Source organism: Xanthomarina sp. F2636L, from assembly GCF_026410195.1.
Classification (GTDB): domain Bacteria; phylum Bacteroidota; class Bacteroidia; order Flavobacteriales; family Flavobacteriaceae; genus Xanthomarina.
Window position 1 is genome coordinate 351,891 of record NZ_JAPMLM010000069.1, and the last position, 11,582, is coordinate 363,472.

The window sequence follows — 11,582 nt, forward strand, 5'->3', positions numbered from 1 at the left end:
GGATTTTGATTCTTACAGAGCAACTTATGGAAAATTGAAGTTGTATATAGATTATATTAGAATAAATTGAATCATGAAAAATGCATTTTTAATTTTAACTTTTTTAAGCTTGTTAAATGTTCAAGCTCAAGAGTTAGATATTCATAAAATTGAACTAACAGATATAGTTTTAATAAGCACTATTTCGGAATATATTAAAGAAACTAAGCAAAATTTTTCTGAGTTTAATAATATAGGCTACATTAAAGTTTCTATTAAATCGGTTAATAAACCGAATTTAGGAAATGAACTTAAAAGAGTTTATAAAATTGAAGATGTTGGTATCGAAATTCTAGATAAGAACGAAGATTGGTGGTATCCTAATTACTATACTTATATTGATAATAAATTGATTATTATTTACAATAAAACAATAGATGATGTACTTAATATTAAGTTTTCAAATAAAAGTAAAAGAAAATTTAGAAAAATTTTAGAGGAATACTTGCCACCAAAAAAGAAATTCAAGTTTATAGATTTTGAAGGTGATGGCAAAACTATTACCGAAATATATAGGCATCCAACATATCTTGGTTCAGAATCTTATGGGATAATTTTAGAAATATATTGGAAAACTCATCAAATTAGAAAGGCAACACATTATGATTAATTTAAACATTGTTTAAAGTTGTGAGGGATTATAAGTTATTAGTTTTAATTTTTTTAAGCTTGTTAAATGTTCAAGCTCAAGAGTTAGATATTCATAAAATTGAACTAACAGATACAGTTTTAATAAGCACTATTTCGGAATATATTAAAGAAACAAAAACTTTCGATTCTCTTTTTAATCATGTAGGATATGTAAAAGTGGATATAAGAGGATTGAATAATTATAATAAAGAAAATGAAATATTTAGAATTTATTATATTACTGATTCCTCATATCCTTTAGAGAAAAATGATCAAGATAAAAGTTATCCAGATTATTACACTCATATAGATAAAAAATTAGTCTTAATTTATAATGAATTAAATAGAGAATTGTTTCAGTATACTTTTTCTTGTAAGAGTAAGAAGAAATTAAGAAAATTAACAGAACCTTTTTTAAGCCCTAAAATTACACCTAAAGATTTACCTAAAAACAAAAAAGAAAGAGATTTTATTAAAGATTTTAGAGAGCAATACGTGAGGTTTAGACATACTGAATTGATTATTGTTGAAGGCGAAAAGCCAATAGTTATTAAAAATGTTCATTAAGATTGAGATATAGTATAAAAAAGACCACTCAAATCGAGTGGTTTTTTATGCCTTCAATTTAAAATAATTATAGAATTCAATATTCATAAAAATCAATAGCAAGCCATAAACCGAATCTTCAATTGGAATGTTGCTTAATCTAATGCCTAAGTTTTCAGCATTGTTATACCACACAATGGGTTCCACCAAAAAACTTCCAGTTAACACGCCATTACTTAAAAAAAAGAAAGGCATGACAAAAAGATAGCTAAGATAATGCAGGGATAAATCTACCTTTTTATATACTAGGAATATCAAATACAAACTAGTAGCAAAAAAAGTAACTGCTGTATATAATTTATTATAATTTATTATCGCTACAATTAAAAATATAGTAATAAGAATATAGGATATAATGGCTTGCGATTTCTGTAAAATATTCGTTTTAAAAAAATATTGAAATGCAAAATAACTAAACACGCAAGCATAGGGAATACAAATAAAAAACAAGACTTCTTCTAGAGGTAAATTGTGGATATTAATACCAGTTAAATAGGTATCGTTAAAACCCCAAACCCCAATTCCAGTAAAGATAGAGTCCCAAATCACAAATAATAAAGTCACAATAAGATTGGCTTTAAAAAATGGTTTCCAATCCTTGTAGAAAGCATGCTTTGGGTAGAAACTAGCTATAAACGGTATGGAAATACAAGCTAGATTAACCAATAAATAGGTATAAGATTCCATGAATTATTTATATTGATCATGATATTTACTTGGAACAAACAGCATTCCAAAACATTCTCCTTTTTCTTTGCCAAGGTGTTTGTGGTGTACTTTGTGTGCTTTGCGTAACCCTAAAAGAAATTTGTTTTTAGTGTTTTTAAACCATTTAAAACGTTGGTGTATCAATACATCATGAATTAAAAAATAGGTAAGACCATAGAAAAAAATACCCAAACCAATAAAAAACATAAAGTTTAATTCTGGAACAACTCCAAAATAGAATAACAAAATACTTGGTATAGCAAAAATGATAAAAAAAGCATCATTTTTTTCAAATACGTGTGGGTATTTTGGCTGATGATGGTCTTCGTGTAAAACCCATAAAAATCCATGCATCACATATTTATGCGTGAGCCAAGTTACCAGTTCCATTACAGAAAAAGTACCAAGGGTTATTAAAATATATAATAAAACAGTCATAATGAAAGATACTAATTTATAGATTAAAAAAAGTTGAGTTTATATCTGATATACGATTTAGTAAGTATGAAAACCTTTAGTCCATTTGAAATTCTAATTCTGCCATTCATGATTTTCTCAGAATCTGCTTTTTTAAGTTTTTTGAGTAATTTCAAATAATATCTATATGCAATGTACACACCTAATTTACTTTCTAAAGGCAGTTGAATGATTCCTTTATAAGCAACTTCTAAATCTTTGTCAATATCTGCAATAATCTCTTTTTTATTGCGATTATTTAAGCCATTATGAGATAGGTTAGGAAAATATGAACGACCAAGTTGCTCTACATCGTCTTTAAAATCTCTTAAAAAATTTATTTTCTGAAAGGCAGAGCCTAAATGTTTTGCAGCCTCTTTTAATTCGTTAAATTTATCTTCGTCATTATTTACAAACACACGTAAACACATTAGGCCTACCACATCTGCAGAACCATAGATGTAGTTTTCATAAGCCTCTTTGGTTGTATAATCTGTCACGTATAAATCGGCTTCCATACGTTTTAAAAAATCATTAGCATAGTTATGTAGGTCGTATCTATGAACTACTTCTTGAAATGCATTGATAATGGGGTTTAAACTTATTTTTCGATCTAAAGATTTCTCATAATCGTCCACAAAATCGTGAAACAAATCTTGCTGATTATAACCTTCAAAAGAGTCTACAATTTCATCTGCATAACGTACAAAACCATAAATAGCATAAATATGAGGTCTTACTGAAGGTGCAAAAAGTTTAATGCCTAAAGAAAATGATGTGCTATAGGTATTGGTAACAATTTTGCTACACTTGAGGCTTGAGGAGTCAAATAGCTGTTTCATTTTAATGATATTTTTTAATTAAATCGCTTACAATTTTTCCTGATATCAATGAAGGTGGAACTCCTGGTCCTGGGACGGTTAGCTGCCCACAGAAATATAGATTATCCACTTTTTTACTTTTTAGTTTTGGTCTTAATACATGGGTTTGCATAAGTGTATTCGCTAAACCGTAAGCATTGCCTTTATAAGAATGATAATCATCTTTAAAATTGTTCACACAATAGGATTCTTTAAAGAGAATATGGTTTTTAATTTTCTCACCAGTTATGGTCTCAACTCTTTCAATTAGTTGATTAAAATAGTGTTCTCTAATTTCAGGAGTGTCTTCAACATCTGGTGCAATAGGAATGAGAAAAATACCTGCTTCCTTTCCTTCTGGCGCTGTTGAAGCGTCTGTAATACTGGGAAAGCTTGCATAAAACAAAGGCTTCTCTGCCCATTCTATAGTGTCGTAAATAGTTTTAGCATGAGCTTCAAAATCGGTATCAAAAAACAAGGTATGATGAGATACGTTTTCAAGTTTCTTGTCGAAGCCTACATAAAATAATAGGGCAGAAGGAGCAAAAGTCTTTTTGTTCCAATAAGTTTCAGAATATTGTCTTAATTCTTTTGGTAATAAGGTTTCTGTATGATGATAATCGGCACCACTCAATAAAATATCGCAAGGAAAATAACTAGTTTTTGTTGTAACCCCTTTTACTATTTTATTTTTAATTTCTATATTTTCAACTTCACTATCAGTAACTATTTTTACACCCAAACTTTGTGAAAGTGTGGTCATGGCTTTAACAACTTCATACATGCCACCTTCGGGATGCCAAGTGCCAAGTTTGAAATCGGCATAATTCATAAAATTATAAAAAGAAGGCGTGTTGCTTGGCTTAGCACCAAGAAACAATACCGGGAATTCGAGTATTTTTTGAAGCTGCTTGTTTTTTACATATCCAGAAACTTGGTTCTTGATGGTTATTACAAATTCACTTAGTTTTAAAAAGGTTTTATGATTGATAATTTCAAAAACATGTTCTCCTGGTTTATAAACCAAATCTTTTATAGCGATGTTGTAATTGCTATGAGCTTTATTTATAAACTTTTGTAGCTTTTTACCACTTCCTTTTTCAATGGTTTCAAAAGTTTGTTTGATGTCTTCAAAATTATCAGTGATACTTACTGAATCGTTTTTGCCAAAATAAATTTGATAAGCAGGGTTGAGTTTGTTTAAAGTGTAATGAGAGGAAACTGATGTTTTGAAGTCGCTAAAAAAACGTTCAAAAACATCTGGCATCCAATAGAATGTTGGGCCAATATCGAAGGTGAAACCATCTTTTTTTAGCTGTCTAGCACGACCTCCAACAGTTTTGTTTTTCTCTAAAACTGTCACATCAAATCCCATGTTTGCTAAATAGCAAGACGCAGAAAGCGATGAAAACCCAGAACCTATAATGACAACCTTATTTCTTTTCATTTTTCACTTTTAATAAAGTAAACCGACAACCAGAAGAGTTATCGGCTTACTACTAACTAACTAAAATCTATTCTTTTTCAAAAAATTTATAAAACTTACAGTTTTTATAAATTAGGAATCATCACTTTGTTGATAACATGTATCACGCCATTACCAGCTTGAACATCTACGGCTATAATACCTACATCTGTTGCTCCTGACCCATCAGTAATATTAGCAATATTATCTCCAGTTCCAGGAAGTGTAATAGTTACATTATCTCCTTCTAAAGTTGGAGCAGTTGTATTGCCAGGATTGTTTAAATCTCCAGAGGCTACATTTGTACCAGCAATTACGTGGTGTAGTAAAACTTGGGTTAAAACAGCTTCTGCAGGAACAGACCCTAATGCATCAAAAGCATCATTGGTTGGAGCGAATACAGTAAAATCTGGATTAATGCCATCTGCGTTTCCTCCTTCAGTTCTTGATAGGATTGCAGCGAAGTCAGTTGCTGGTGTTAAGTCTGTTAAGGCAGCCACTAAAGTTGAAAAATTAGGATCTGCAGTTGCAAAAGTTACTACAGTTGGAATTCCTATAACAGCATCTACCGCATGAATAATTCCGTTGGTCCCTACAACATCAGCTTGAGCAACTGTTGAAACACCATTAAACATTACTCCATTACTTGTATTAAAGTATAAACTCATGGCATTTCCACCAGCACCAGTAGCACCAGTATTAGTATAACCTGAACCAGCATCTGTTAAAAAGCTAGAAGTTACTGCAGAACCAATTATAACATGGTTTAATAATATTTGAGAAAGTACTGCTGTATCAACATCTCCAAGTGGCGTTCCATCCAAAAATGTAGTAAAAGCATTATTGTCTGGTGCCAAAACTGTAAATGGACCTTCTCCTTGAAGAACACTTACTAGGCTTCCATCGGCAGCTCCTAAAGCAGCTACTAAATTAGAAAAAGATGAATTTGCTAAAGCGTGATCTACTACATCTGGTAAACCTAATACATTATCAACAATGTGAATGGTTCCATTAGATGCATTAACATCTGCTGTTGTAACTGTAGCTATATTATTAAACATTACACCATTTGAAGTATCAAAATAGATGCTAATGTTTTGTCCTCCAGCTCCAGTAGCACTACCTGAGGTATAGCCAGAGCCCATTGATAATAAGTCACTTGCTTTTACATCTGCCATAATCACATGATTAAGTAGAATTTGTGATAAGACATTTGTTGGAACTTGTTCTAAAGAACTAAATCCGTTGTCTGCAAGAAAAGCAGAAAAAGCAGCATTAGTTGGTGCAAGAACTGTAAATGGTCCATTACCACTTAATACAGTTACTAAATCTCCATCTGCTCTAGATAAGGCAGCTACTAAAGAACTTAATTCTGGTGTTTCTAAAGCGATCTCAACAATGTTTTGTTCTTGAGGCTCAGGCTGTGGAGTTGGATTGTCGTCATCATTACTACAAGATGTTATAAATAATGAGAGACTAAAAAATACGAGGTAAAAGATTTTTGTTTTCATTTTGTCTATGTTTTTTTGTTTTAACTTGGACAAATATAGATATTAATATTTTATTGTCAAAGAAAAATTAAAAAAAATTAGACAAAAATATTTATTTCTATCGTTTAAAGTAATTTTTTTGTTTAGCTTTGCTTAATAAAATATTAGACATGAGTACATATTCAATGGCACAAATAGTTGCGCTAACTGGTGTTAAAGCCCACACTTTACGCAAGTGGGAAACTAGATATAGCTTTTTAGAACCTGAAAGAACAGATACAAATATTAGGTACTACACAGACTCTCAATTAAAAAAATTAATGAACATTGGAATTCTTACTAGAAAAGGGTATAGAATTTCTAAGATTGATAAAATGTCTGAAAAAGATATTCATGACCTGATTACTAATAGTATATCGGATAATTCTCAGGAGGACGAAATAAGTGCCTTAATAATAGCCACTCTTGAAATGGACGAAGTTGTTTTTAACAGGATTCTTAATTCCTATATAAAAGAGAAAGGTTTATTGGTTGCAACCATTCAATTAATTTATCCGTTTTTAAATCAAGTCGGGGTGCTTTGGGGAATTAATAAAGTTATGCCTGCACAGGAACATTTTATTTCTAATTTAATAAAGAAGAAAATGTTTTCTGCTATTGATGCTTTGCCTTACCCTGAAAAAAATTCTCCAGTAATTTTAATGTTTTTAACAGAAAATGAACACCATGAAATAGGTTTATTGTTAGCATATTATATGGCAAGAGATATGGGATGGAAAGTATATTATTTAGGACAAAATGTGCCAACAGAAAACATCAAACAAGTTATTGAGGTTGTAAACCCAAAAAGGATGCTATCCATGTTTATAACACCTTCAACGGAGCCAATTACTGTAAAACTTGATGCTATTTTAAAACAAACAGAGGTGCCGCTATTAGTTTCTGGTAATCCAGAGGTTATTGAAGATATTATGGATGATAAACGTATTATTTATATATCTCATCCGGAGGATTTGGTTGAAAATCTAAAGAATAGAACTTAAAAGAAAATCAGAATAATAATAAAAAACCACTCAAAAACGAGTGGTTTTTTATTTAGGGTATATGGATGTTAATTAATAATTTGACACTATATTTTTGAAATTCACCTAAATTCTAAAGGAATTTCTGTTGGAAAACGACACCTAATTGGTATTTACTTAGTTAATATAAATACCAGATAAATGATATCGTTAAAATTAATAGCACGGTAAAACTAGTATTTTAAGTGTAAGAAAAAAATGACTCCCACTATTTTTAGACAAAGGACAAAAAATACTCGTTATAAATATTTTTTTTACTTTTTTTTCCGATTAAAGACGGGTTATTTATTTAAATCTAACAGCGCATCTAGATAGTCTCTAGAATTAGAAAGTCTCGGCACTTTGTGCTGTCCTCCAAGCTTGTTGTTCTGCTTTAACCAATCGTAAAACAATTGTTCTCTAGCCATATGTATGGTTGGTTTGTTTAGGGTCATGTTGTTGTAACGTTTGGCTTCATAATCTGAATTTAAAGCTTTTAAAGCATTGTCAAGCAGCTCTTTAAAGTAATTTATATCTGTTGGAGGTGTTTTAAATTCTATCAACCATTCATGTGCACCTTTTTCTTTTCCTTCCATAAAAATAGGAGCAGCTGTATAATCTACAATTTCTGCTTTGGTTTTTTTACAGACTTTTTTAAGAGCATCTTCAGCATTTTCTATAATTAATTCTTCGCCAAAGGCATTGATGTGATGTTTGGTTCTTCCTGAGACTTTAATTCTATATGGGTTTATGGAAGTAAATCTCACCGTATCTCCAATCATATAGCGCCAAAGCCCAGCATTAGTGGTAATGATAACAGCGTAATTTTTATCTGTTTCTACTTGGCTTAATGGAATGACTTTTTCATTTTTGGTACCATAAGTGTCCATGGGAATGAATTCGTAAAAGATTCCATAATCTAACATGAGAAGCAATTCGCTGGAATTATTCTGGTCTTGAATGGCGAAAAAGCCTTCAGATGCATTATAAATTTCATAATACCGGAAATCCTTTTTAGGTAAAATATTTTTGTACTGCTCTTTATAAGGTAGAAAACTCACGCCACCATGAAAATACACTTCAAGGTTTGGCCAAATATCAAATAGATTGTTTTTACCAGTGGTTTCTAAAACGTTATTTAGTAATACTAACATCCAAGAAGGTACTCCAGCCAAGCTTGTTACGTTTTCTTGAATGGTCTCGTCCACGATTGCTTGCATTTTTTCCTCCCAATTGCTCATTAATGAGACTTTACTGCTAGGAGTACTGCTAAACTCTGCCCAAAAAGGCATGTTGTCAATTAATATTGCCGAAAGATCGCCAAAGGTAGTTCCGTTTTCTTTGTAAAGTTCTTTACTGCCTCCAAGACGTAAACTTTTCCCAGTAAATAATTGAGAGTTTTCATTATTATTTAGGTACATGCAGAGTAAATCTTTACTTGCAGCATAATGGCAATCTTCAAGCGAGTCTTCACTTACCGGAATAAATTTACTTTTCGCATTTGTGGTTCCACTAGATTTTGCAAACCATTTAATAGGTTGTGGCCAGAAAATATTGTTTTCTCCTCGACGTGAACGTTCAATATTATGTTGGTATTCTTCGTAGGTTGAAACAGGAACACGTTCGGAAAAAGTTTTGTAATCAGATATGGATTCAAAACCATAAAGCCTGCCAATTTCTGTGTCTTTTGCTTTATTAATTAGTTGTAGAAGCAATTCCTGTTGTACTTCGTTAGGATATTTTAAAAATAAGTCTATTTGATGAAACCGTTTTTTTAAAAACCAGGAAGCAATAGAATTTACTATAGGAATTGGCATATTTGCATTATATTTAAAAAAATAAAAATAAGACTTTTTTTCATGACATACCAAGGTGTTTTAACAAAAATGACAACTGAATTTTTCGAACCTATTCAATATTATTTAGTGTTTGAAATGGATTTCATCCATATGAATCAGTTGTTGGAAAAGACCATAGCTATCCAATTTGTAAAATACCAATGTTTAAATTGCGGTTTGGATAAACCAATTTATAGACAGGGCTTTTGTAAAAGTTGTTTTTTTGATATTCCTCAGGCTGCTGATTGGATTATTAAACCAGAATTAAGTACAGCTCATTTAGATAAAGAGGATAGAGATTTAGATTATGAAAAAAAAGTACAATTGCAGCCACATATTGTCTATTTGGCTAATTCCAGTAATGTGAAAGTTGGGGTTACAAGAAAAAGCCAAGTGCCAACACGTTGGATTGATCAAGGAGCCCATGAAGCTATAGAGATTGTGGAAGTGCCAAATAGATACTTAGCCGGAATTACTGAAATAGCTTTAAAAGATTATGTAGCAGATAAAACCAATTGGCGAACTATGCTAAAAAATGAGATTGCAGATGAAGATTTAGTAGTTTGGAGAGAGAGACTAAAACAATATATTCCAGACGAAGCTAAAGATTATTATATTGCTTCAAATTCGGAAACAAATATTCAATTTCCTGTGTTGCATTATCCAAAAAAGCCCAAAAGTTTAAATTTAGGGAAAACACCAAATTATACAGGCAAATTGGTTGGGATTAAAGGTCAATACTTAATTTTTGAAGACGAAACGGTTTTTAACGTTCGAAGTAATGAGGGTTATGTAGTGACTATTTCTCTTATCTGAGATTAGTCTTTTTTAAGACGCATTTCCAGATATTTATTGGTAAAGCCAAGATTTTCGTAGAGTTTAATAGCAGGATTGTTGGGTTCTACATGAAGAGCAATGTCTCCTTCAGCTAAAGAGATAGCTTCTTGAATGAGTTTTTTGCCAATACCTTTTCCCCTGGCATTTTTATGTACAGCTATATAAACTAAAATATTTTCTGGAATAAAATCTGTCATTCCCGTTTTATTAATAATAGTAATGCCTTGAACTAAACCTTGTTCTTTTAAAACCAAAACAAAACCTCCAAAAGAAGAAACAGTATTTTTTACAGCATAATCAAGGCATTTAGAGATAGCTTCTTTAGTGTCGCTAAATTCTTGTAAATGCGTGTGTAAAAAACTTATAATGTTTTGTTTCTCTTCTTCTGAAGGTTTCGATTTATAAGTATATACTTTAAACGAAAGCATATATATTTATATATCTTCCTGGTCTCTTAAACTTTGTATATAGGAAGCTTTTTGTAATTGTCTTCTCTTTTTCACTGAGGGTTTTGTAAAGAATTGATTTTCTCTAATATTCTGCATAATCTTCACATTACGATGTTTCTTTTTGTAACGTTTTAATGCGCGATCAATTTTTTCTCCTTCTTTTATTTCAATTTTTATCATCTGATGTTTTTAGTAGGGTTAAAGTTAAATGTTTATTTATGGTTATCCTAAATAAGTTCTTAGAATTTTATTTTTTGAAGTATGACGAAGTCTTCGAATTCCTTTTTCTTTGATTTGTCTAACACGTTCTCTAGTCAATCCAAAGGTCTCACCTATTTCTTCTAAGCTCATAGGTTGTTCGTTATTAATTCCGTAATAAAGTCTTACCACATCTGCTTCTCTTTGAGATAAGGTATTTAAAGCACGATTTACTTCTAGATTTAACGAATCGTTCATAAGTTCTCTATCTGGGTTTGGTGATTCACCAGATTTCACAACATCATATAAACTAGAATCTTCACCTTCTTTTAATGGCGCGTCCATCGATAAATGACGACCAGAATTTTTTAAAGATTGCTTTACATCGCTTACAGTCATTTCTAATTCTTTAGCTATTTCTTCTGGACTAGGTGGGCGTTGATGTGCTTGTTCTAAATACGAATATGCTTTATTGATTTTATTAATAGAACCAATTTTGTTTAAAGGCAAACGTACAATTCTAGATTGTTCTGCTAAAGCCTGTAAGATGGCTTGTCTAATCCACCAAACAGCATACGAAATAAATTTAAATCCTCTAGTTTCATCAAAACGTTTGGCAGCTTTTACTAAACCGGCATTTCCTTCATTAATTAAATCTGGTAATGTCAATCCTTGATTTTGATACTGTTTTGCAACAGATACAACAAACCTTAAGTTGGAAGTGGTTAATTTATCTAAAGCAAGTTGGTCTCCTTCTCGAATACGCTGCGCTAATTCTACTTCTTCATCTGCTGTAATTAAAGGAAGTTTACTAATGTCTTGCAAATACTTGTCTAATGATTTAGACTCTCTATTTGTAACTTGCTTGGTAATTTTTAATTGCCTCATTCAGATTATTTTATATGGTGTTAATCTATCAATCTAACTTTTTTACTGACAAATCCA

The 11,582-nt window shown here is 31.2% G+C and carries 13 protein-coding genes; 4 read left to right on the forward strand and 9 right to left on the reverse strand.

What is annotated here, in order from left to right; all coding sequences use genetic code 11:
* Positions 1-73: 73 nt before the first annotated feature.
* Both OS191_RS12715 and OS191_RS12720 read left to right on the forward strand, forming a co-directional pair.
* On the forward strand, positions 74-649 hold the full coding sequence (locus OS191_RS12715) for a hypothetical protein (RefSeq protein WP_267156092.1): 576 nt from the start codon (positions 74-76) through the stop codon (positions 647-649).
* 59 nt (positions 650-708) lie between these two features.
* Positions 709-1,236 carry a hypothetical protein gene (locus OS191_RS12720; RefSeq protein ID WP_267156093.1) on the forward strand — a complete coding sequence of 176 codons (528 nt, stop codon included), beginning with the start codon at positions 709-711 and terminating at the stop codon, positions 1,234-1,236.
* 45 nt (positions 1,237-1,281) lie between these two features.
* Here OS191_RS12720 and OS191_RS12725 read toward each other — a convergent pair whose 3' ends face one another.
* The 5 genes from OS191_RS12725 to OS191_RS12745 all read right to left on the reverse strand — a co-directional run bounded on the left by OS191_RS12725 (position 1,282) and on the right by OS191_RS12745 (position 6,275).
* The gene (locus OS191_RS12725) at positions 1,282-1,962 is read right to left on the reverse strand and encodes a lycopene cyclase domain-containing protein (RefSeq protein ID WP_267156094.1); all 681 of its coding nucleotides are present in this window, start codon (positions 1,960-1,962) and stop codon (positions 1,282-1,284) included.
* Positions 1,963-1,965: 3 nt separating this feature from the next.
* Positions 1,966-2,421: a sterol desaturase family protein gene (locus OS191_RS12730; RefSeq protein ID WP_267156095.1), complete on the reverse strand. Its 456-nt coding sequence runs from the start codon at positions 2,419-2,421 to the stop codon at positions 1,966-1,968.
* A 23-nt stretch (positions 2,422-2,444) separates the two neighbouring features.
* Positions 2,445-3,281, reverse strand: a complete 837-nt coding sequence (locus OS191_RS12735; protein ID WP_267156096.1) for a phytoene/squalene synthase family protein — start codon at positions 3,279-3,281, stop codon at positions 2,445-2,447.
* A gap of 1 nt (position 3,282) precedes the next feature.
* On the reverse strand, positions 3,283-4,746 hold the full coding sequence (crtID, locus tag OS191_RS12740; RefSeq protein WP_267156097.1) for a bifunctional phytoene desaturase/3,4-desaturase: 1,464 nt from the start codon (positions 4,744-4,746) through the stop codon (positions 3,283-3,285).
* Positions 4,747-4,850: 104 nt separating this feature from the next.
* Entirely contained in the window at positions 4,851-6,275 is a 1,425-nt protein-coding gene (locus OS191_RS12745; protein WP_267156098.1) for a fasciclin domain-containing protein, read from the reverse strand.
* A 149-nt stretch (positions 6,276-6,424) separates the two neighbouring features.
* Here OS191_RS12745 and OS191_RS12750 point away from each other — a divergent pair, with 149 nt between their 5' ends.
* A complete protein-coding gene (locus tag OS191_RS12750; protein WP_267156099.1) occupies positions 6,425-7,297 on the forward strand; it encodes a MerR family transcriptional regulator in 873 nt (290 codons plus the stop codon).
* A 320-nt stretch (positions 7,298-7,617) separates the two neighbouring features.
* On the opposite strand, the gene OS191_RS12755 is transcribed toward OS191_RS12750, so the two are convergent.
* Positions 7,618-9,132: a GH3 auxin-responsive promoter family protein gene (locus OS191_RS12755; protein ID WP_267156100.1), complete on the reverse strand. Its 1,515-nt coding sequence runs from the start codon at positions 9,130-9,132 to the stop codon at positions 7,618-7,620.
* A 42-nt stretch (positions 9,133-9,174) separates the two neighbouring features.
* Between OS191_RS12755 and OS191_RS12760 the strand changes: the two genes are divergently transcribed.
* Positions 9,175-9,969: a DUF2797 domain-containing protein gene (locus OS191_RS12760; RefSeq protein ID WP_267156101.1), complete on the forward strand. Its 795-nt coding sequence runs from the start codon at positions 9,175-9,177 to the stop codon at positions 9,967-9,969.
* A 2-nt stretch (positions 9,970-9,971) separates the two neighbouring features.
* On the opposite strand, the gene OS191_RS12765 is transcribed toward OS191_RS12760, so the two are convergent.
* Genes OS191_RS12765 through OS191_RS12775 form a run of 3 tightly spaced genes read right to left on the reverse strand, consistent with a single transcriptional unit; the run spans position 9,972 to position 11,525 of the window.
* A complete protein-coding gene (locus tag OS191_RS12765) occupies positions 9,972-10,418 on the reverse strand; it encodes a GNAT family N-acetyltransferase (protein WP_267156102.1) in 447 nt (148 codons plus the stop codon).
* A 6-nt stretch (positions 10,419-10,424) separates the two neighbouring features.
* Positions 10,425-10,619 (reverse strand): 30S ribosomal protein S21, encoded by a 195-nt coding sequence (gene rpsU / locus OS191_RS12770; protein ID WP_267156103.1) that lies wholly within the window; start codon positions 10,617-10,619, stop codon positions 10,425-10,427.
* A 42-nt stretch (positions 10,620-10,661) separates the two neighbouring features.
* The gene (locus OS191_RS12775) at positions 10,662-11,525 is read right to left on the reverse strand and encodes a sigma-70 family RNA polymerase sigma factor (RefSeq protein WP_267156104.1); all 864 of its coding nucleotides are present in this window, start codon (positions 11,523-11,525) and stop codon (positions 10,662-10,664) included.
* Between the last annotated feature and the right edge of the window lie 57 nt (positions 11,526-11,582).